This is a genomic window from Caulobacter segnis ATCC 21756 (assembly GCF_000092285.1).
Lineage (GTDB): Bacteria > Pseudomonadota > Alphaproteobacteria > Caulobacterales > Caulobacteraceae > Caulobacter > Caulobacter segnis.
In genome coordinates this window covers 600441-620408 of the sequence record NC_014100.1, presented here as the reverse complement: position 1 = coordinate 620408, position 19968 = coordinate 600441, and the positions used below count along the sequence as shown (strand labels likewise).

The following is a 19968-nucleotide window of genomic DNA, read 5'->3' as shown; positions in this document are numbered from 1 at the left end:
GCCTCCCCCGCAACTTTGGGGGGATACACTGACATGAAGACCATCACGGCTCTGGGCCTCGTCACGGCCCTGCTGGCTAGCCCTGCCTTCGCCGGGCCTGTCGTTTCCGAGGGAACCGAGTTCCAGATCCGAGTGGAGGACGCGCTCTCCAGCTCGACCGCCCAGGAGGGCGACCGCTTCACGATCAGCCTGGACGACGACGTCAAGCTGTCCGACGGCACGGTGCTGCGCGCCGGCTATCGCGGCGTCGGCGAGGTGGTCGAGGCGCGCGACAACGGCATGCTGGGCAAGAACGGCAAGCTGAATATCCGGCTGCTGTACCTGAAGGTCGGCGACGACCGCGTCCGGCTGCGCGCCAACAAGGGCGCCAAGGGCGAGACCCGCGTCGGGGCCACGGTGGCGACCGTGATCCTGTTCTGGCCTGCCGCTCCGTTCATCAAGGGCAAGGACGTCTCGATCAAGAAGGGGACCATGATGACGGCCTATGCCGACCAGGACGTGCCCCTCCCCTCGCCGGTTCCGCCGCCGCCCGAAAGCATGAACTAGACCTCAAACCTGTCGTCATCCCGGGCGGCGAAGCCGACCCGGGACCCAGGGGCGAACGGCGGGGCGGCGGCCCCTGGGTCCCGGCTCTCCGCGCCGCGCGCTACGGCCGGGATGACGAGGGTGTTTGGGTGTGTTGAGACCCCTTCCCGCCCGGGAAGGGAGCCATCCTTACATCTCACGGCGAGACGATCGCCGGGCTGTCCAGGTCACTCAAGGACGGCTTCGCCGCCGCGGAGCGGCCGCCCAGAGGGCGGTCCTTGACTGACCTGGTCAGTCCGGCACGCTGCTGCCTCCAAGAGATGTAAGGTTGGGTCTGACCCTAGTGGGCCCGGCGCTGCAAGTTCGTGTTTGAACCAATGAATTTCTGGAGCAAATATGGCCGTTCTCATCCACGACTGCCCTCATTGCACAACAGCAAAGGTAGGCTTTGCGATTATTGGGGGGAAACCACGCCCATACTTGCCAAACACAGAAGTTGCGAAACCTATCGTTAGCATAGGACTTGAGTGTCCAAACTGCCAAAAAACCGCCTCAGCTACAATACAGTATAAAAAAAATCTATCCGGCCACAGCGTTTCAGCGATAGTGGAAAGCCTTCCCAAGGCCCACGATTCCCTCCCCAATCTATTATGGGATTTGCTTGAATTTTGGCCTAGAGTTCAGCCGCCAAGGATACCTGAATTTCTCCCAAAATCTGTCGAAAAAGCCTTTGTACAAGGTGAGACAAATTTGGCCCTACCAGGGTGCGAAGAACCCGCAGCCACAATGTTTCGGCGCGCACTTGATCTCGGCCTAAAGATTCGATTTCCCGACTTAAAAGGTGACCTCTACAAGAAGGTCGATAAGTTAGCATCAGATCATGAAATACCGCTTAGCTTAGCCGAGTGGGCCCACGAAGTTCGCGTTATTGGAAATGACGGCGCTCATGATCTCGATGGATGCAATACTGATGATGCTCAGGCTGCGCATGACTTTGTCGACGCCGTTCTACGCTACCTTTTCTCGCTTCCCGGCATGATCGCTGCCCGGCGTAGAATTGAAACTTCCGAAGAGACTGAAGACGACGGGGCGGAAAGAGAACCTCAATAGAAAAAGGCGGAGCCTCCCGGCCCCGCCCTCTCCAATTCCCGCTAGCGCAGAGCCAGCCCCCTACTCCGCCGCCACCTTCGCCGAGTAGCCGAGGATCGCCTTGGTCTCCAGGAACTCGCCGAACGCGTGGTCGCCCCACTCGCGGCCGTTGCCGCTCATTTTGTAGCCGCCGAACGGGGCCATCAGGTCGGGGCTGGCGCCGTTCAGGTTCACCTGGCCGGCGCGCAGCTTCGAAGCCACTTTCCGGACCTCGCCCTGGTCGCCGCCCGAGACATAGGCCGCCAGGCCGTACTCGGTGTCGTTGCCGACGGTGACGGCTTCCTCGACCGTGTCGTAGCCCAGGATCGAGACCACCGGGCCGAAGATCTCCTCCTTGGCGATGGTCATGTCGTTGGTGACGTTGGCGAAGACGGTGGGCTTCACATAGTAGCCCTTGTCCAGGCCCTCGGGACGGCCGGGGCCGCCGGTGACCAGGGTGGCGCCCTCGTCGATCCCTTTCTGGATCAGGCCCTGGATCTTGTTCCACTGGGTCTCGGAGACGACCGGGCCCATCTTGTGGTTGCCGTTCGGGTCGCCGACCGTGTGGGCCTCGGCGGCGGCCTTGGCGATGGCGATCACCTCGTCCATGCGCTTGCCGGGGACCAGCATGCGGGTCGGGGCGTTGCACGACTGGCCCGAGTTCAGCATCACCGAGGCCACGCCGCCGCCGACGGCCTTCTGGAAGTCGGCGTCGTCGAGGATGATGTTGGGGCTCTTGCCGCCCAGCTCCTGGTGGACGCGCTTGACGGTCGGGGCGGCGTTCTTGGCCACCTCGATCCCGGCGCGGGTCGAGCCGGTGAACGAGACCATGTCGACTTCAGGATGGCTGGAGAGCGCCGCGCCGACCGTGGGACCGTCGCCGTTGACCAGGTTGAAGACCCCGGCCGGAACGCCGGCGGCGTGCAGGATCTCGGTCCAGATGTAGCCGCTGAACGGCGCGATTTCCGAGGGCTTCAGCACCATGGTGCAGCCGGTGGCCAGGGCCGGACCGACCTTGCAGGCGATCTGGTTCACCGGCCAGTTCCACGGCGTGATGAAGGCGCAGACGCCGATCGGCTCCTTGACGATGCGGGTCGTGCCGCGGTCTTCCTCGAACTTGTAGTCCTTGAGCACGGCCATCGCCGTCTGGACGTGGCCGATGCCCATGGCCGCCTGGGCGCGCTGGGCCAGCCAGGCGGGGGCGCCCATCTCCTCGGTGATGGCCTTGGCCATGTCCTCGAAGCGCTTCTGGTACTCGGCGATGATCCGCTCGAGCAGGTCGATCCGCTCCTCGCGGCTGGTCTGGGAGAAGGTCGCGAACGCCTTGCGGGCGGCGCGCACGGCCTTGTCGACGTCGGCGGCCGACCCCATCGAGATCACGCCGGCCACGGCCTCGGTGGCCGGGTTGATGACGTCCAGGGTCTTCTGCTGGGCGGGATCGACCCAGGCGCCGTCGATGTAGAACTTGGTGTAGTCACGCATGACGTTCTCCTGCCCGTTGGGATCGCCCGCTCTCGTTGGAAGAAACGGCGGACGGTTTCAAACAAGCATTTAATGTGATCGGCGATCAGGTGTGAAGGGGGTAACGAGCGCCCCCTCCGTCACGATGCTACGCATCGCGCCACCTCCCCCGCTTCGCGGGTGAGGATGACGGCATCCTCCCCCGTGCAACGGGGGAGGCGGATCGGCGCCGCGAGGCGACGAGACGGAGGGGGCGCTAGGGGCGCGTCACCACATCGCGTCCGGCTCTTCCCCATGCAGCGCCTCGGCGATGCGGCGGCGGGTGGCGCGCGTGGTTTCCTCCGGCAGGTCGTGGGGGTCGAACCAGCCGACCGCGTGGATCTCGCCGGCGGCGTTGGAGGCGCAGGTCTCCCAGGCCTCGATCCGGTAGACCAGGACGTGGTCGCCGGGGTGCAGGACCTCGTTGCTGTGGGCGCTGACCAGGCGGGGACGCGACAGGGCGCGAACGCCGGCCTCCTCCTGCAGTTCGCGGACCACGGCCAGCTCGGCCGTCTCGCCGCGCTCGACCCCGCCGCCGGGCAGGTACCAGCCGTGGACATAGGTGTGCTGCAGCAGCAGGACCTTGCCGGCTTCGTCCGTCACCACCGCCCGCACGCCCAGGGTCAGTCCCCGCTTGAAGCGGAAGAAGGCGTAGACCAGGGGTCTCGTGAACGGTTCGATGCGGCGGCGCCAGAGCATGGCTTAGGTAGTAGCGCGCGCCGCGCTTGCGGTCAGTCCCCGCGACCGCTAAAGCCGAACCCCAACGTCTTTCTCTCTCGGAGCCGCGCCATGCTCGCGATCCTCGTCATCGCCATCTTCCTGGCCATCGTCTGCACGCTGAACCTGTCCGAGTTCGGCCGCATCGACTGAGCCCGACGATGAGCGCGCGCGGCGCGGCCCTGGTCACCGGCGCGGGGCGTCGGATCGGCCGGGCCCTGGCCCTTGAGGCCGCCCGCGCCGGCTACGACGTCGCCATCCACTGCCGCGCCTCGACCGACGAGGCCGAAGAGACGGCCGCCGACGTGCGGGCGCTGGGCGCGCGCGCCGCCCTGGTCCGCGCAGACCTTTCCCAAGAAGCCGAGACCGCCAGCCTGATCGCCCAGGCGACCGACGCGCTCGGCCCCGTCACCCTGCTGGTCAACAGCGCCTCGGCCTTCGAGGACGACCGCGTGGGCGACCTGTCCCGCCCAACCTGGGACCTCCACCTCGAAACCAACCTGCGCGCGCCGCTGGTGCTGGCCGAAGCCTTCGCCGCCGCCCTGCCGGCGGATCGGACGGGCCTGGTGGTCAACATCGTCGACCAGCGCGTCTGGCGGCCCAACCCGCAGTTCTTCAGCTACAGCCTGTCGAAGGCGGGCCTGTGGTGGGCGACCCAGACCCTGGCCCAGGCCCTGGCGCCGCGGATCCGGGTCAACGCCATCGGCCCCGGACCGGTGCTGCCGTCGGTCCACCAGGCACCCGGCGAGTTCGAGGCCGAGGCCGCCGGCGTGCTGTTGCAACGCCGCGCCACGCCCGAAGAGGTCGCCGCCGCGCTGCGCTATCTCATTGACGCCACGTCGGTCACGGGCCAGATGATCGCCGTGGACGGCGGCCAGCACCTGGGCTGGAAGACGCCCGACATCGTCGCTCCGTAACCAGAGAGGCCGCCCCTTGGCCGCAGCTCCGCTCCCCGACACCGCTCCCGCCCAGGATCTGGCCAAGGACCTCGCGCGCGTGATCGTGACCAAGGTCTTCGTGCGCGGCCTGAAGGTCGAGGCCCAGATCGGCGTCTATGACCACGAGCATGGCCGCATGCAGCCGCTGGTCGTCGATGTCGAGCTGGACGTGGCCGCCAGCCACTGCGAGCGCCTACCCGACACCGTGAACTACGAAATGGTCGGCGAGGCCGCCCGCGCCATCGTCGCCGAGGGTCATATCGACCTGGTCGAGACCTTCGCCGAGCGCCTGGCCCAGGCCTGCTTCACCGACCCGCGCGTCACCCGCGCCCGCGTGCGGGTCGAAAAGCCCCTGGCGCTCGCCCCGCACGCCGCCGCCGCCGGGGTCGAGATCACCGCCGTCCGGGCCTAGAACGCGTTAGGTTTAAGTGTGCGCGGTTAAACCGCTCGAACGCGTTCCAACTTAAGGAAAGCCCGATGAGCATCCGCCACGGCGCCCGGCTCTCTCCCCTCCAGCCCGAGACGGTCTGGACGCTGGAGGCCGGGACCCTGGTGGAGACGCGCGGCAAGGCCCAGCGTCAGTTTCCGCTCACCGGCCTGACCCGCTACCGCCTGGCCGTGGGCCCAGACGGTCGCCGACGCAGCCTGCTGCTGACCTTCGGCCGGCGGCGGATCGTCATCGTCTCGCAGAGCTATCAGGCGCCCGGCCGGTTCGAGGACCGGCTGCCCAGCTTCTCGACCCTGGCGCGGGCCGTGGCGGCCGTGGGTGCGGATCTCTCGCCCCGGGCCCGCTTCGGCGTCGCACGGCTCGAGGCGCGGGCGGCGCTGACCGGCATGATCGCCCTGACCGCCTTTGGCGCGGCGGCGACCCTGGTCTTCTCGCTGAGCGCGGGCATGGCCGCCGTGGGCGTCGACATGACCGCGCGCATGGTCTTCGTGCTCCTGCTGCTGACGGCGGCCCTGCCCTGGATCGGCGCCGGTCGCGCCTTCGACCCGCACGATCCGCCCGCCGACCTGCTGCCCTGACGCCAAAAGAAAACGCCCCGACCATCGGCCGGGGCGTGCGCAGGTAAGCGGAGGGAAAGAGACGTCTCGATCAGCGCGGCATCAGCACGCTGTCGATCACGTGGATCACGCCGTTGCTGGCCCCGACGTCGGTGGCGGCGACGGTGCTCTTGCCGCCCTTCTCGTCGGTGATCACGACCTTGCCGCCCTCGACCGCCGCCTTGAACTGGCAGCCGCCGACGGTCTTGATCGTGTAGGCCCCGCCATTGGCCGTGATGGCCGCCAGCAGGTCCTTGGCGACCACCTTGCCGGCCACGACGTGGCAGGTGAGGATCTTGGTCAGGGTCGCCTTGTTCTCAGGCTTGACCAGGGTCTCGACCGTGCCGGCCGGCAGCTTGCCGAAGGCGGCGTTGGTCGGGGCGAACACCGTGAACGGGCCGGCGCCCGACAGGGTGTCGACGAGCCCGGCGGCCTTGACCGCCGTGACCAGGGTCGAGAAGTCCGCATTGCCGGCGGCGACGCCGACGATGTTGGGCTTGGCGCCGTGGTGGTCGGCGAAGGCGGGGGTGGACACAGCCGTGGCGGCGAGCGCCAGCACCGCGGTGCGGCGCAGGATCGAACGCATCATCTTTGGAACCTTCCATCGAATTGGGGGGAGATGGGTGGGGAGAAAGTCGACGGCGCGCGGTCACCATGCGGTACGCCGAAGCGGCCCGACCGGATGAGTTCGAAGAACATGACTTTTTCGTAATGTTCACCGGGAAGGTGAAAACGGCGTCATGACGCCACCTTCATTTGCATCCCGCCCCCGTCGGCGCGATCGTTGGGCCAACGACGATATCTCTAGGCTCAAAACCGTGTCAGACCCCACCTTAGACCCCGCCGTCCCGCCTCGGCTGCAGGACGACAAGATGCTTCCCGGCATCGGCTACGCCTTGCTGATCGCGGGCCCGCCGAGCGGCGGCCTCACCTGCGTCATCGCCGTGATCCTGGCCTATATCAGCCGCAAGGACGCGCCCGAATGGCTGGCCAGCCACTACGAATTCCAGATCCGGACCTTCTGGCTGGGCCTGCTGTTCGCCGTGGTCTCCGGCCTGCTGACCGTGATCGGCGTCGGCGTGGTCCTGATGGTCGCGGTCGGCCTGTGGATCATCGTCCGAGGGATCATCGGCCTGTCCAACCTGTTTAAGAACCAACCCTATCCCACGCCCAAGAGCTGGATGCTGTAACCATGACCGACACCATCGTCACCCCGCGCGCCGAAGAGGACAAGCTGCTGCCGGCCGTCGTCTACGGCCTGTACCTGCTGGGCTTCACCAACGGCCTGACCTTCATCGTCGGCCTGATCGTGGCCTATGTCAGCCGCGACGCCGCCGGCCCTATCAACGAGAGCCACTTCACCTTCGCCATCCGCAGCTTCTGGCTGTCGATCGCCGGCTTCCTGCTGGGCCTGGCCATGTTCCTGATCGGCATTCCGCTGAGCCTGGTGCTGATCGGCATCCCGATGCTGATGCTCGGCGGCGTCATCATGGGCGGTATCAGCCTGTGGTTCATCGCCCGCTGCATCGCCGGCATCTACTACCTGTCGCGTGGCGAGGCCTATCCGCGCCCGCAAAGCTGGCTGATTTAGAGGCGCCCGCTCGCCCAAGGCGCCCACCCGAAGGTCGTCCGCCCTGGCGAGACGACCGGAGGGGGCCTCGCCTCTCGACCTCGGCGCGCTGCTTCAATCACTTGCGCCCCTGGCGGCGCCCGCGTCTGGGGAGGCGCGGAGTCGGCGCGACGGTCGGATCATCTGGGGGTGATCCGCGCGACATTGGGAAGGCGGCGGCGAGCTAGCTCGCCGAGGGGACGGACCGCCCTTCCCGTCACGGACCGTCCGCATACGGCATGCCCGCCGGCGCGGCGGCGGCGAGGTCCTCGCCGCCGCCCAGACCGCCGGGAACGCCCCATAGAGGCGCTCTATCCCGTCCAGAAGATTTATCAATTTGCTCGATCATCAGCCGAGCCTTAAAGACTGCGCATCCATTCAACGGAGCGCCCCATGTCGCTGATCAACACCGAGATCAAACCCTTCACCGCCCAGGCCTTCAAGGACGGCAAGTTCGTCACGGTCAGCGATACCGACGTGAAGGGCAAGTGGTCGATCTTCTTCTTCTACCCGGCCGACTTCACCTTCGTTTGCCCGACCGAGCTGGAAGACCTGGCCGACAACTACGACACGTTCCAGAAGCTGGGCGTTGAGATCTACTCGGTCTCGACCGACACGCACTTCTCGCACAAGGCCTGGCACGACAGCTCGCCGGCCATCGGCAAGATCAAGTACACCATGATCGGCGACCCGTCGGGCCTGGTGACCAACAACTTCGACATCATGCGTCCGGGCATCGGCCTCGCCGATCGCGGCACCTTCCTGGTCGACCCGCAAGGCGTCATCCAGTTCCTGGAAGTCACCGCCGAAGGCATCGGCCGCAACGCCGCCGAACTGCTCCGCAAGGTCAAGGCCGCCCAGTACGTGGCCTCGCACCCGGGCGAAGTCTGCCCGGCCAAGTGGGAAGAGGGTGAAAAGACCCTGGCCCCCTCGCTCGACCTCGTCGGCAAGATCTAACACCTGAGCTACCCGCGTCGCCGGCCGCTCGGGTCGGCGACGCGATTTCTCGATCGTACGCCGCGTTCGATCGTTCTCCCCGACAATCGAACGCCCTTTCCACTCCCCAACCCACCAGGGAGCCCATCATGCTGGACGCCGGTCTGAAGACCCAGCTGACCACCTATCTGCAGAACCTGCGCCAGCCGATCGAACTGGTCGCGTCTCTGGACGACTCTTCCGGCTCGGCCGAGATGAAGGCGCTGCTGGAAGACATCGTCGCCACCTCGGACAAGGTCAGCCTGAACCTGGCCGGCGACAACGAACGCAAGCCGTCGTTCGCCATTACGCGCGCCGCGGGCGACGCTGACGTGCGCTTCGCCGGCCTGCCGCTGGGCCACGAGTTCACCTCGCTGGTGCTGGCCCTGCTGCACGTCGGCGGTCACCCGCCGCGCCTCGACGCCGAGGTGATCGAGCGCATCAAGGGCCTAGACGGCGACTACCGCTTCGAGACCTATTTCTCGCAGTCGTGCCAGAACTGCCCCGACGTGGTGCAGGCGCTGAACACGATGAGCGCCCTGAACCCGCGCATCCGCCACGTCGCCATCGACGGCGCCTTCTTCAAGGCCGAGGTCGAGGAACGCCAGGTGATGGCCGTGCCGACCATCCTGCTGAACGGCCAGCCGTTCGGCCAGGGCCGCATGGACGTCGAACAGATCCTGGCCAAGCTGGACACCGGCGCCGCCGACCGCATGGCCGAGAAGATCAAGGCCAAGGACGCCTTCGAGGTGCTGGTCATCGGCGGCGGTCCCGCCGGCGCGGCCGCGGCCATCTACGCCGCCCGCAAGGGCATTCGCACCGGCGTCGCGGCCGAGCGCTTCGGCGGCCAGGTGCTGGACACCATGGACATCGAGAACTTCATCTCGGTCTCGCACACCGAAGGCCCGAAGCTGGCCTCGGCGCTGGAGCAGCACGTCAAGGACTACGAAGTCGACGTGATGAACCTGCAGAAGGCCGTGGGCCTGGTTCCGGCCAAGACCCCGGGCGGCCTGATCGAGATCAAGCTCGAGAACGGCGCCAGCCTGAAGTCCAAGAGCGTGATCCTGTCGACCGGCGCCCGCTGGCGGAACGTCAACGTGCCCGGCGAGGCCGAGTACAAGAACAAGGGCGTGGCCTACTGCCCGCACTGCGACGGCCCGCTGTTCAAGGGCAAGCGCGTGGCGGTGATCGGCGGCGGCAACAGCGGCGTCGAGGCGGCCATCGACCTGGCCGGCATCGTGGCGCACGTGACGCTGATCGAGTTCGACAGCCAGCTGCGCGCCGACGCCGTGCTCCAACGGAAATTGGCCAGCCTGCCGAACGTCAAGATCGTCACCTCGGCCATGACGACCGAGATCCACGGCGACGGCGCCCGCGTGAACGGCCTGTCCTACAAGGACCGCAATGGCGACGCCGTCCACCGCGTCGACCTCGAAGGCGTGTTCGTGCAGATCGGCCTGGTGCCCAACACCGAGTGGCTGAAGGACTCGGGCGTGGCCCTGACCCCGCGTGGCGAGATCGAGGTCGATTATCGCGGCGAGACGTCGATCCCCGGCGTGTTCGCCGCCGGCGACGCGACCACCGCCCCGTACAAGCAGATCATCATCGCCATGGGCGAAGGCGCCAAGGCCTCGCTCTCGGCCTTCGACTACCTGATCCGCCTGCCGGCCGAGGCGTCGCAGGTCGCGGCGTAGGGTTAGCGGACGCCCCCTCCGTCACGCGGCTACGCCGCGCGCCACCTCCCCCGTTTCTCGGGTGAGGAGGAACACCCATCCTCCCCCGCCTGCGGGGGAGGTGGCCCGGAGGGCCGGAGGGGACGCTGATCATCGCCCAGACAAAAAAGCCGCCCGGGATCGCTCCCGGGCGGCGTCTTCGTGTCTAGTCCCAGTCCTTAGAACTGGATGTTGGCCCCCACGAACACGGTGCGGCCGCTAGTGGTGAAGTTCCACAGGCGGCGGGCGCCGGTCTGGCCAAAGCCGTTGTTGAAGCTGTTGACCTGCTCTTCGCGCTCGTTGGTCAGGTTGATCGCGTCGAGCGACAGGCGGATGCTCGGCGTCAGCTGGTAGAAGGCCGCCGCGTCGACATAGGTCGTGGCGTTGAACGCGCCGCTGTCGATCAGATAGTCCGAACGGTAGTTGGCCGAGACGCGGCCGCCCCACTTGGCGGTCTCGTAGTACAGCGTGGCGTTGGCGTTGACGTCCGACAGACCGAAGATGTCGGTCTTCTGCGGCTTGCCGTTGACCAGGTTGGTCGTCGACGAGTCGATCAGGGTCAGGTTGGCCACCGCGCCCATGTGCTTGAGCACGCCCGGCAGGAAGAAGAAGTCGCTCTGGGCCGACAGCTCCAGACCCGTCAGCTTGGCCGAGGTGTTGTTCACCTGGCGGGTGTACGACGCCACGATCGTCGAGCCCGTCACGCCCGGATAGAGGCCTTCGGCAAGGCCGGTGCTGGCGTAGGTGACGTTGGTTGTCGTCTGGCTGGAGACCAGGCCGTCGATGTCCTTGTGGAACACGCCGGCGGTCAGCATGCCGACGCTGCCGAAGTACCACTCGGCCGACAGGTCGAACTCGTTCGACTTGTAGGGATCCAGGTTCGGGTTGCCGGTCGACACCGTGACGGTCGAGCCGTCGACGCTGATCGAGCCGTTCATGGCGTAGGCGCCCAGGGCCGGGCGGTTGATGTTCTTGGCGGCGGCCATGCGGATCTGGAACTGATCGGAGACCTCCAGCACCGCGTTCAGGGCCGGCAGGACGCCCGAGTACTTCTTCTTGGCCTCGGTCGGGGTGTTGACGCCCTTGACCGACATGACGCCCGAGGACTTCAGTTCGGTCTCATAGGCGCGCAGGCCGGTGTTGCCGCGCAGCGGACGGCCCAGGAATTCGGTCTTCCAGTCCAGCTGCAGATAGCCGGCGTTGGTGTCTTCCTTGACCGCGTAGATGCCCTTGGGCGCCAACAGCGTGCGGGTCACGCCCCACTTCGACAGCGCCTTGTCCCAGTCGACGATGATCCACGACTGGTCGTGGTGCTGGCTGAACACCTTGGTGACGCCGTCGAGGCGGTCGTCCAGCGTGCCCTTTTCCCAGGCCGTCTTGTTCACGTCGTCATTGGCTTGGGTGAAGCCCGAGTTCTCGAAGCCGCGATACGACACGCCGCCCTTCAGGGTGAAGTCGTCATTGAACGCGTAGGCGCCGTTCAGCTCGGCGTTGTTCAGCTCGGTGGTCTGATAGGTGGCCGAGAAGTCGATCTCGTGGGCGCGGTAGTTGTTCGCGTCGGTGGTGTCCCACTTGTAGGTGTTCTTGCCCGTGTCGCCGCGATAGTCGGTGATCAGGCCGCCGAACGCCTCGGTGTAGAACTTGTCCGAGATCGGAATGTCGTAGTCGGACTTCTCGCGGCCGATGTGGCCGTCGATCGTCAGCTTGTCGGTGACCTTCCATTCGCCGGTCAGGACCAGCTGGTCGAAGGTGTTCTTGGTTTCCTGGCGACGCGTCTCGGTGGCGAAGACGGTGTTGTCGACGTCGGCGTAGACGATCGAATTGTACTTATCGTACTCGATCGCGTTCAGCACCGGCGGCGCGCTGACCAGGTTGCCCGAGTGCGGCGTGGCCGCGCCCAGGATGGTCGAGCCGACGCTGGCGCGGGTGGCCAGGTGCAGTTCCGAGCGGTCGTTGGTGAACTTGCCGTGCAGGGCGTCGAGGGTCAGGGTGACGTTCTCGACCGGACGCCATTGCAGCGCGGCGGTCAGGCCCAGGCGCTCCTGGTTGGAATCCCAGACCGACAGGCGGTTGCCGCGCTGGAAGATCAGTTCGCCGTTGGTCGCCTTGGCCGCATCGGCGGCGCTCAGCTTGACCACGTTGGCCGCGACGGCCTTCTGGGTGCCGGCGCCATAGGTGTTGTAGCCCTGCTCCTCGGTCTTGCGCTTGGAGTAGGCGACCGAGAAGAGGGCGCCGAACTTGTCGTCCCAGTTCTTGCTGATCATGGCCGCGCCGCGCGGCTGGAAGTCCTTGGTGGCGCTGTTGGTGCCGCCCTGCATCGACAGAGCCGCCTTGGTCCCGGAATAGTCGAACGGCTTGGCCGTGTAGAGGCCGACAGTGCCAGCCATGCCGCCTTCGTCCTGCTCGGCCGAGAACGACTTGCGCACGTCGACCTTCGAGAACAGGTCAGAGGCGAAGATGTTGAAGTCGAAGGCGCGGTCGCGCGAGGTCTGGCCGCGGCTGTCCATCGGCGAGTCGACGTTGCCCAGCACTTCCATGCCGTTCAGTTGGACGCGGGTGAAGTCGGGACCCAGGCCCCGCAGCGAGACGCGACGGCCCTCGCCGCCTTCGCGGTTGATGGCCACGCCGGGCAGGCGCTGCAGCGACTCGGCGAGGTTCAGGTCAGGGAACTTGGCCATGTCCTCGGCGACGATCACGTCGGTGACGATGGCGCTGGAGCGCTTGGCCTCGCGGGCGGCGCCCAGCGACTTGCGGAAGCCGGTGACGACGACGGCGTCGACCGAATCCGCCGGCTCGGCGGCGGGCGCGGGGTCTTCGACCCGGGCGAAGGCGGCCGGCGCGAACGTGGCCATGACGAGTTGAGCCGCGCCCGCCAGGAGCGCGATCTTGGTGCGAGACATTGTGAGATCCCCAAACTTATTCCGTCGGGAGAGAGCCGCCACAATTTGGGCGCCGACGGTTAGTCGCGGCGTTAGGGGGTCTCGATGACGAGAGCGTCTCGGTTTCTTTAAAGCTTGATGACGAGACCGCGATTTCCGGAGAGCCGCGACGTCAAACCGTCATGTGCTAGCGGTATGGCGACGCTCTGTTTCGGAGTCCGCTCATGCTGAATCTGCTCGCCGCCCTGGCCGTCGTCGCCGCCCCCTGCCCCGCTTCCGACGAGAGCGCGTCCTGCGTTCGTCAGCGGATGGACGCGCTGCCGATGAACGACCTGATGGCCGTGGGCACGCACAACTCCTACAAGCAGGCCATTCCGGCGGACGAGATGGCGGCCATGGTCGCCGCGCGCGGCCAGGCCGCGCTGGGCGTCGACTACGGTCACCGTCGCCTCGCCGAGCAGCTGGACGCCGGCGCCCGCCAGCTAGAGCTGGACGTCGTCGCCGACCCCGAGGGCGGCCGCTACGCCAAGCCGCTCACCGTCTTTGGACAGGGCACGGCCCTGCCGCCCGAGATGGCCGCCGCCCTGGCTAAGCCGGGCTTCAAGACCATGCACATGACCGACGTCGACTTCCGCGTCTCGTGCGTGACCTTCGTCGCGTGCCTGAAGGAAGTCCGCGCCTGGTCGGACGCGCACCGCGACCACGCGCCGATCCTGATCATGATCAACGCCAAGGAGGGCGAGGCGACCGTGCCGGGCGGCGTGAAGCCCCTGCCCTTCACGGAAAGCCTATTCGACGCCTTCGACGCCGAGATCCGCTCGGTGTTCGGCGATGATCGCCTGGTCACGCCGGACCAGGTCCAGGGCAAGGCCAAGACCCTGCGAGAGGCGGTCCTGGCTGGGGGTTGGCCCAAGATCGGCCAGGCCCGCGGCAAGGTGTTCTTCGCCCTCGACGAAGGCCCCGCCAAGGTCGCGATCTATCGGGGCAAGCGCGCCTCGCTCGAAGGCCGGGCGATGTTCGTCAACACCGACGAGGCCTCGCCCGCCGCCGCCTATCTGACGCTGAACGATCCGGTCGCGCAGAAGGACCGCATCGCCGCCGCCGTGAAGGCCGGCTTTATCGTGCGCACCCGCGCTGACGCCGACACCTGGGAGGCGCGCCGCAACGACGTCACCCGCCGCACCGCCGCGTTCACCAGCGGCGCCCAGTACGTCTCGACCGACTACATCTGGCCCGATCCGCGCTTTCCGGGCGGCTACACCGTGCGGCTGACCGGCGGCGACGTCGCGGTCTGCAATCCGGTGCGCGAGCCCAAGGCTTGCGACAACCTCGCCATCGAGGCCCTGCCCGGCGCGCCGATGCGCGGCTACCTGGCGCCCGAGGCGCGTCCGGACCTGACCAAGATCCTGGCCGCCCCGCCCCAGCCCGGTTCGCCCCGCGCGATCGCCGACGCGGCGATCTTCGACCAAAGCCGCGCGATCAAGGACAAGGACCCGGCGCGCTGGGCCGAGGCCACGGCGGACGTCAGCGGCCCCGCCTTCGGCCACTTCGAAAAGGCCCTGGGCGTCAAGCTCACCGCCCAGAACGCCCCGATCCTCTCAGCCCTGCTGGAGCGCGCCGGCGACGATCGCTCGGTGGTCGGCGTCGCCAAGTCCTTCTGGGGGACCAAGCGGCCCTATGTCGGCAAGGACTCCGCGCCGGTCTGCGAGCCCAAGCGCCCCGACCTGACCGCCAATCCCGACTACCCGTCCGGCCATTCGGCCTTCGGCGGTCACGTCGCCATGATCCTGGCCGAGGTCGTCCCCTCGCGCGCCGACGCCCTCTACGCGCGCGGCCGCGACTACGCCGACAGCCGCTGGATCTGCGGCAGCCACTCGCTCAGCGCCGCCGAGGCCGGCCTGCAGTCGGGCGAGGTCATCTACGCCGCCGAGCACCGCTCCGAGACCTTCCTGCGCGACATCGCCATGGCGCGAGCGGAGGTGGCGGCGGTAATGGCGGCGGGCCAAGGCCAATAACCCCTTTTGGCGCCTAGTCGCCGCCCGCCGCGAGGAACAACGCCGGCAGCAGGGCCAGAGCGACGCCGATCCCGGCCAGGGCGGGCCAGCGCCAGACGCCCATGCCGCGCCACGCCGTCGTCCAAACGGCCCACGCCCGCCCTTCGCGCGAGAGCCGCAAGGCGTAGATCGCCACGCCCGATACGGCCAGCGCGGTCAGGACGAGGCCGAAGGCAAACCAGATCAGCTTGGTCCAAACCCCGCCAAACGTGCCGAAATGCAGCGGATCGGCCATTTCGGAGATGCGTTGGTGAACGGTCAATTCTCGCCCGTCGGTCAACAGCACGACGGCGCCGGTGGCGGGGTTGGTCCACGCCATGTTGGCCCGTTCCCGCACGAGAACCGCCTTGTATTGCCCCGCGAACTGGAAGGCGCCCACCTTGCCAGCCGGAAAGGCGATGCGCTGAACGCGCAGGCCGGGATAGGCGGTTCGAGCCGCGTTGAGATTGGTCTCCAGCCGATCGGCCAGCTCCCGGGTGTCCAGCTTGACGGCGGCGACCTTGGCGCGCGGCGAGGGCGGGGCCTTGGCCACGGTGCTCTCGGCCAGGTACCAAAGGCCCGTCGCGCCGATCAGGGCCGCGAACCACAGACTCCACAATCCCGCCAGGCGGTGCAGATCGCCCATGGCCGTGCGGGCGTCGCGCCAGCGCACCGGCTTGAAGAAGCCCCGCCACCACTTCTTGTAGACCACGAAGGACGTGCCGACGCTGATCAGCAGCAGGATCGACAAGGCCGAGACGATCGGCACCCCGATCGGGGTGGGCAGGTTCAGGTGGCGGTGCATGTTGCGCAGGACGCGATGGGCGCCGACCCACGGGCCCTCGCCCCGCACCGCCCCCGTCGAGGGGTGCAGATACACGAAGGCGCGGGCGCCGTCCGGCTTCTGGATCGTCGCGGTCAGGGCGAAGCCCCGGTCAATGGGCTCGTCCAGCAGAAGGATCCTGGCGTCGGGGTGCAGGGCCGCGACATTGCGAGCCGCCGCCGACCAGGCGATGGGACCGTGGACCGTCGCTGGATCGACGCGCAGGGCGGGCCGCAACGCCCAGTCGATCTCGTGACTGAACACCGCGATCGTCCCCGTCAGGAAGACGAAGCCCATCAGGATCGACAGCTTCAGCCCCACCCACTGGTGGACGCTCCACCACAGGCGCGAGGCCTTCGGCTTGGCGGCGCGCCGAGGCGCCGCCGCCGTCTGGGCGCGCTCGACGCTCACCACTCCCGCGACACCTCCAGGAACACCGACCGCGGCTCGCCGGGGAAGTGGCCCGTGCGGTCGATGAAGCCGGAAGCGGCGTAGGTCTTATCCAGCAGGTTGTCGACGCGCAGCAGCGTCGACCACGGCCCGAACTTGTAGATCACCGAGGCGTCGAACACGGTGTAGGGACGCACCTTCTGGCCGCTGATCGAGGTGCGGACATCGACGTAGTCGCCGCCCAGGGCCAGGGCCAGGCCAAGCTTGGGGAACTGGTAGCGGGTCCAGAAGCCGGCCTTGTGCTTGGGCGCGTTGGCGAAGCGGTCGCCGACGCTGTTGGTGATCACCGTCGCGCCGTTGGTCTTGGTGATGCGGGTGTCGTTGTAGGCGTAGGAGCCGGTCAGCACCCAGTTGTTGGTCAGGTCGGCGGCCAGGTCGAACTCGACGCCCTTGCTGGTCACCTCGCCGAACGCGACCAGATCGTCGATGCCGTCCCCGTCGACGTCGCCGCGCGGATCGCTCTGCAGCATATTGCCACGGACGATCCTATAGATGGCCATGGTGGACTGCAGGCGCCCGCCCAGCAGCTCGGTCTTGACGCCGCCTTCCAGGATCTCGCCGTCGGTCGGGGCGAAGGGCCCGCCCGCCCGCGGGTCCTGACTAGACACGCTCTGCGGCTCATAGCTCTGAGCCCACTGGCCGTAGACCGAAACGTCGGGACGCGCGCGCCAGACCAGACCCGCGCGCCAAGTCGCCTTCTCATCCTCGAAGGTGCTGGCGTCGGACTGGTCCTCATAGCGGTCGAAACGCACGCCGGCGGTGGCGATGAATTGGCCGATCGTGGCCTCTTCCAGCAGGTACGCGCCGGACCGCTCTTGAATGGCCGAAGTGCGCACGCGGGGTTTGAGGTTATAGGTCTTGGGGTCCGTGACGCCGTAGACCGGATTGGTCAGACTCAGCGGCGCCGGCAGTCCCGCCACCGCGGTGAAGCCGCCCAGCAGAGAGGGCCGGTTGTTGTTGATCAGTTCGCTGCGATAGGCGTCGACGCCGACCAGGACGCGATTGCGCACCGCGCCGAAGTCGCGCGACCAGATGGCGTTGGCGCCGAAGCTCAATTGCTCCAGATCGCGCTCCTGATCGCGGAACTCGCGGCGTGACAGGTCCAGCACGCCGTCACGGTTGCTGTCGGTCAGGCCGCGCGGCTCGTGATACTGCTGGCGCTCCACGCTTTTCGAGTAGCGCAGCCCCGCATCGACGGTCAGGTTTTCACTGACCGGCCATGCCACGCGCGCCTGCAGCACGTTGGCCGTCAGGTCGAGGAAATCGCTCTTCTCGTTGTGGTTCCAGCGCCGGTCGGCGAGAAAATTGCCCAGATTGTCGGTTGGCACGCCGCGCAGGCGGTTGCCCTGCAGGTTCTGCTCGTAGCGGGTGGCCTGCAGCGTCAGGGCGGCCGGGCCGAGATCGGTCTTGATCCCGCCGTCCAGGATCAGCACCTCACTGCCGGAGTTGCGGCGGGGAGTGTTGCGATCCTCGTAGAATACGCCCAGCCGCGTGGCCGGAGCCTTGTCGCCCGGCAGGAAGCCCTCGACCTCGACCGAGCCACCCTTGCGCGCCTCGGTCCCGACCACCGCCGTGGCCCGCGCCGAGAACTCGTTCTTGGGCGTCTTGGTGATGTAGTTGAACAGTCCGCCCGGCGCGCCGGGGCCATAAAGCATGCCGGCCGGCCCCTTCAGGAACTCCAGTCGCTCGACATTGAACAGCTGCGGCACCGAAAAGGCGACATAGGGGTCGCCGCGAAGGCCGTCGAAGAAGATCTCCTCCTGACGGAAGCCCCGAGCGGTGACGCCGGCATAGGAGAACAGGCTGACGCCGGCGATGTTGCGATAGAGGTCCTGGGCGTCGCGCGCGCCCTGGTCGCGGATCAGCTCCTCGTTCAGAACCTGGATGTTGAGGCTGGACTCCAACGGCGGGGTCTCCAGCTTGCCGCTGGTGGTCTCCTGGGCGCGGTAGAGCTGGCGAGCGCGGGCGGTGATGATGATCGTCAGATCCGGCTCGTCTTCGGATGACGCCGTCGGCGCCTCGTCCGCCCAGGCAAAGCCAAGCCCGCCCAGGCCCGCGACGCTGATCAGCGTCGCCATGGCGACCGCCGACACTCTACCCATACCCACAACCCGACTCCGTAGCGATCAACCTGGACGGCCGCTCTACAGAGAATGAGAACCAATATCAAATTTAAATGCGAACGATTCGCGATTGGAGGCGCGGATCGTTCCTGCGGCGTGCGGTCACCCTGGCGGCTCGTGGCGCTCGGCGGAGGCATCGCCGCACGGTCTATCCCGCCCCCTTCAGGGCGGGATAGAGGGAGAGACGGCGCGCCTCCGCTAGCGCCGCGCCGCGCGACCGGCCCGCACCGCCGCCGCCAGGTCGTCGAGCATCCGGACCGAGGTCTCCCAGTCGACGCAGGCGTCGGTGACCGACTGGCCGTAGGTCAGGGGCTTGCCGGGAACGATTTCCTGGCGGCCGGCGACGAGGTGGCTCTCGATCATCACGCCCATGATCGGCGAGGCGCCCGTCGCCACCTGGGCGCAAACGTCGGCGACCACCGCGGGCTGGTTCTCGTGGTTCTTGCCGCTGTTGGCGTGGCTGACGTCGACCATGATCCGCTCGGGCAGGCCGGCTTTCTTGAGGACCTCGGCGGCGGCCGCGACGCTGGCGGCGTCGTAGTTCGGGGTCTTGCCGCCCCGCAGCACCAGGTGGCAGTCGGCGTTGCCGGTGGTGGTGGCGATGGCGGCGCGACCCTCCTTGGTCACGGCCAGGAAATGGTGCGGCTGGCTGGCGGCCATCACCGCGTCGACCGCCACCTTCACGTCGCCGTTGGTGCCGTTCTTGAAGCCGACCGGGCACGACAGGCCAGACGCCATCTCGCGGTGGATCTGGCTTTCGGTCGTGCGCGCGCCGATCGCGCCCCAGGCCACGAGGTCGGCGATGTACTGCGGCGTGGTCACGTCCAGGAACTCGCAGGCGGCCGGCAGGCCCTGGGCGCTGACGTCCAGCAGCACCCGGCGCGCCAGGCGCAGGCCCTCGTTGATGCGGAAGCCGCCGTCCAGGTCCGGGTCGTTGATCAGGCCCTTCCAGCCGACCGTGGTGCGGGGCTTTTCGAAGTAGACCCGCATGATGATCTCCAGCTCGCCGGCGTGACGCTCGCGCTCGGCCGCCAAGCGGTGGGCGTACTCCAGGGCGGCCTTGGGGTCGTGGATCGAGCACGGCCCGATCACCACCGCCAGGCGATCGTCGCGCCCCTGCAGGATCTCGTGCACGGCGCGGCGACCGGCGCCGACGACCTCGGCCACCGACGAGGTGGCGGGCGCCTCGCCGATCACCCGGGCGGGCGGGCTGAGGGTCTGGAGTTTCTCGATCCGCAGGTCGTCGGTCGGGACGGGCAGCGAGACGATATGGGCGGTGGAAGACGGCATGGATGGCTCCGGAGAAATCTGGGAAGGTCCGGCGGCCATCAAAAAAGCCGCCCGGGGGTCCCCTGGCGGCTGGTGAAGGTGTTCTTGAATGGCCCTGATCTCAGGCCGAACGAAACCCTCCCGGCGCCAGAGGCGTCGGATAGCTAAAATACCAAAACAGCGTGTGGCTGGCGGCGAGGGTCATCGGAGGAAAGGTAAGGCGAAGTTGGCTGGGAGTCACCC

At 67.5% G+C, this 19968-nt stretch carries 16 protein-coding genes and 2 pseudogenes; 10 read left to right on the top strand and 8 right to left on the bottom strand.

Annotated features, from left to right (window positions below; all coding sequences use genetic code 11):
* Nucleotides 1-33 precede the first annotated feature (33 nt).
* Both CSEG_RS02900 and CSEG_RS21830 read left to right on the top strand, forming a co-directional pair.
* Nucleotides 34-546, top strand: coding sequence for a hypothetical protein (locus tag CSEG_RS02900; protein ID WP_013077767.1), 513 nt, complete (start codon nt 34-36; stop codon nt 544-546).
* 375 nt (nt 547-921) lie between these two features.
* The gene (locus tag CSEG_RS21830; protein WP_013077766.1) at nt 922-1635 is read left to right on the top strand and encodes a DUF4145 domain-containing protein; all 714 of its coding nucleotides are present in this window, start codon (nt 922-924) and stop codon (nt 1633-1635) included.
* A gap of 60 nt (nt 1636-1695) precedes the next feature.
* Here the strand turns inward: CSEG_RS21830 and CSEG_RS02895 are convergent, their stop codons facing one another.
* On the bottom strand, nt 1696-3135 hold the full coding sequence (locus tag CSEG_RS02895) for an aldehyde dehydrogenase family protein (RefSeq protein ID WP_013077765.1): 1440 nt from the start codon (nt 3133-3135) through the stop codon (nt 1696-1698).
* 246 nt (nt 3136-3381) lie between these two features.
* Nucleotides 3382-3852 carry an NUDIX domain-containing protein gene (locus CSEG_RS02890; RefSeq protein ID WP_013077764.1) on the bottom strand — a complete coding sequence of 157 codons (471 nt, stop codon included), beginning with the start codon at nt 3850-3852 and terminating at the stop codon, nt 3382-3384.
* A gap of 179 nt (nt 3853-4031) precedes the next feature.
* On the opposite strand from CSEG_RS02890, the gene CSEG_RS02885 reads away from it, so the two are divergent.
* From CSEG_RS02885 to CSEG_RS02875, 3 genes are all read left to right on the top strand, one after another.
* Nucleotides 4032-4787, top strand: a complete 756-nt coding sequence (locus CSEG_RS02885) for an SDR family oxidoreductase (RefSeq protein WP_013077763.1) — start codon at nt 4032-4034, stop codon at nt 4785-4787.
* 16 nt (nt 4788-4803) lie between these two features.
* On the top strand, nt 4804-5220 hold the full coding sequence (gene folB, locus CSEG_RS02880) for a dihydroneopterin aldolase (protein WP_013077762.1): 417 nt from the start codon (nt 4804-4806) through the stop codon (nt 5218-5220).
* Nucleotides 5221-5285: 65 nt separating this feature from the next.
* Nucleotides 5286-5834 carry a hypothetical protein gene (locus CSEG_RS02875; protein WP_013077761.1) on the top strand — a complete coding sequence of 183 codons (549 nt, stop codon included), beginning with the start codon at nt 5286-5288 and terminating at the stop codon, nt 5832-5834.
* A 70-nt stretch (nt 5835-5904) separates the two neighbouring features.
* Here CSEG_RS02875 and CSEG_RS02870 read toward each other — a convergent pair whose 3' ends face one another.
* Entirely contained in the window at nt 5905-6441 is a 537-nt protein-coding gene (locus tag CSEG_RS02870; protein ID WP_013077760.1) for a fasciclin domain-containing protein, read from the bottom strand.
* Between the two features lie 283 nt (nt 6442-6724).
* On the opposite strand from CSEG_RS02870, the gene CSEG_RS02865 reads away from it, so the two are divergent.
* The 4 genes from CSEG_RS02865 to ahpF all read left to right on the top strand — a co-directional run bounded on the left by CSEG_RS02865 (nt 6725) and on the right by ahpF (nt 10130).
* The gene (locus CSEG_RS02865; protein WP_227878879.1) at nt 6725-7042 is read left to right on the top strand and encodes a DUF4870 family protein; all 318 of its coding nucleotides are present in this window, start codon (nt 6725-6727) and stop codon (nt 7040-7042) included.
* 2 nt (nt 7043-7044) lie between these two features.
* Nucleotides 7045-7443: a DUF4870 family protein gene (locus CSEG_RS02860; RefSeq protein ID WP_013077758.1), complete on the top strand. Its 399-nt coding sequence runs from the start codon at nt 7045-7047 to the stop codon at nt 7441-7443.
* Between the two features lie 411 nt (nt 7444-7854).
* Nucleotides 7855-8418 carry an alkyl hydroperoxide reductase subunit C gene (gene ahpC / locus CSEG_RS02855; RefSeq protein WP_013077757.1) on the top strand — a complete coding sequence of 188 codons (564 nt, stop codon included), beginning with the start codon at nt 7855-7857 and terminating at the stop codon, nt 8416-8418.
* A 128-nt stretch (nt 8419-8546) separates the two neighbouring features.
* The gene (gene ahpF / locus CSEG_RS02850; protein WP_013077756.1) at nt 8547-10130 is read left to right on the top strand and encodes an alkyl hydroperoxide reductase subunit F; all 1584 of its coding nucleotides are present in this window, start codon (nt 8547-8549) and stop codon (nt 10128-10130) included.
* Nucleotides 10131-10327: 197 nt separating this feature from the next.
* Here the strand turns inward: ahpF and CSEG_RS02845 are convergent.
* A pseudogene (locus tag CSEG_RS02845) lies at nt 10328-13181 on the bottom strand (TonB-dependent receptor).
* A 70-nt stretch (nt 13182-13251) separates the two neighbouring features.
* Between CSEG_RS02845 and CSEG_RS23085 the strand changes: the two are divergent.
* Nucleotides 13252-14367, top strand: a pseudogene (locus CSEG_RS23085) (phosphatidylinositol-specific phospholipase C1-like protein); the annotation flags it as partial.
* A 688-nt stretch (nt 14368-15055) separates the two neighbouring features.
* On the opposite strand, the gene CSEG_RS02835 reads toward CSEG_RS23085, so the two are convergent.
* From CSEG_RS02835 to CSEG_RS23670, 4 genes are all read right to left on the bottom strand, one after another.
* The gene (locus CSEG_RS02835) at nt 15056-16294 is read right to left on the bottom strand and encodes a PepSY-associated TM helix domain-containing protein (RefSeq protein ID WP_227878878.1); all 1239 of its coding nucleotides are present in this window, start codon (nt 16292-16294) and stop codon (nt 15056-15058) included.
* The gene (locus CSEG_RS02830; protein WP_013077752.1) at nt 16291-18411 is read right to left on the bottom strand and encodes a TonB-dependent siderophore receptor; all 2121 of its coding nucleotides are present in this window, start codon (nt 18409-18411) and stop codon (nt 16291-16293) included. The genes CSEG_RS02835 and CSEG_RS02830 overlap by 4 nt, the downstream gene beginning before the upstream one ends.
* A 243-nt stretch (nt 18412-18654) precedes the next feature.
* Nucleotides 18655-19746: a 3-deoxy-7-phosphoheptulonate synthase gene (locus CSEG_RS02825; RefSeq protein ID WP_013077751.1), complete on the bottom strand. Its 1092-nt coding sequence runs from the start codon at nt 19744-19746 to the stop codon at nt 18655-18657.
* A 100-nt stretch (nt 19747-19846) separates the two neighbouring features.
* The gene (locus tag CSEG_RS23670; protein WP_106907040.1) at nt 19847-19930 is read right to left on the bottom strand and encodes a hypothetical protein; all 84 of its coding nucleotides are present in this window, start codon (nt 19928-19930) and stop codon (nt 19847-19849) included.
* Nucleotides 19931-19968: the final 38 nt, after the last annotated feature.

Bases quoted from the DNA above. Each gene is read 5' to 3' on its own strand.
- CSEG_RS02825 (WP_013077751.1), bottom strand. From the start codon at position 19,746: ATGCCGTCTTCCACCGCCCATATCGTCTCGCTGCCCGTCCCGACCGAC.
- CSEG_RS02895 (WP_013077765.1), bottom strand. From the start codon at position 3,135: ATGCGTGACTACACCAAGTTCTACATCGACGGCGCCTGGGTCGATCCC.
- CSEG_RS02890 (WP_013077764.1), bottom strand. From the start codon at position 3,852: ATGCTCTGGCGCCGCCGCATCGAACCGTTCACGAGACCCCTGGTCTAC.
- CSEG_RS21830 (WP_013077766.1), top strand. From the start codon at position 922: ATGGCCGTTCTCATCCACGACTGCCCTCATTGCACAACAGCAAAGGTA.
- CSEG_RS02865 (WP_227878879.1), top strand. From the start codon at position 6,725: ATGCTTCCCGGCATCGGCTACGCCTTGCTGATCGCGGGCCCGCCGAGC.
- CSEG_RS02870 (WP_013077760.1), bottom strand. From the start codon at position 6,441: ATGATGCGTTCGATCCTGCGCCGCACCGCGGTGCTGGCGCTCGCCGCC.
- CSEG_RS23670 (WP_106907040.1), bottom strand. From the start codon at position 19,930: ATGACCCTCGCCGCCAGCCACACGCTGTTTTGGTATTTTAGCTATCCG.
- CSEG_RS02885 (WP_013077763.1), top strand. From the start codon at position 4,032: ATGAGCGCGCGCGGCGCGGCCCTGGTCACCGGCGCGGGGCGTCGGATC.
- CSEG_RS02830 (WP_013077752.1), bottom strand. From the start codon at position 18,411: ATGGCGACGCTGATCAGCGTCGCGGGCCTGGGCGGGCTTGGCTTTGCC.
- CSEG_RS02875 (WP_013077761.1), top strand. From the start codon at position 5,286: ATGAGCATCCGCCACGGCGCCCGGCTCTCTCCCCTCCAGCCCGAGACG.
- ahpF (WP_013077756.1), top strand. From the start codon at position 8,547: ATGCTGGACGCCGGTCTGAAGACCCAGCTGACCACCTATCTGCAGAAC.
- CSEG_RS02900 (WP_013077767.1), top strand. From the start codon at position 34: ATGAAGACCATCACGGCTCTGGGCCTCGTCACGGCCCTGCTGGCTAGC.
- CSEG_RS02860 (WP_013077758.1), top strand. From the start codon at position 7,045: ATGACCGACACCATCGTCACCCCGCGCGCCGAAGAGGACAAGCTGCTG.
- ahpC (WP_013077757.1), top strand. From the start codon at position 7,855: ATGTCGCTGATCAACACCGAGATCAAACCCTTCACCGCCCAGGCCTTC.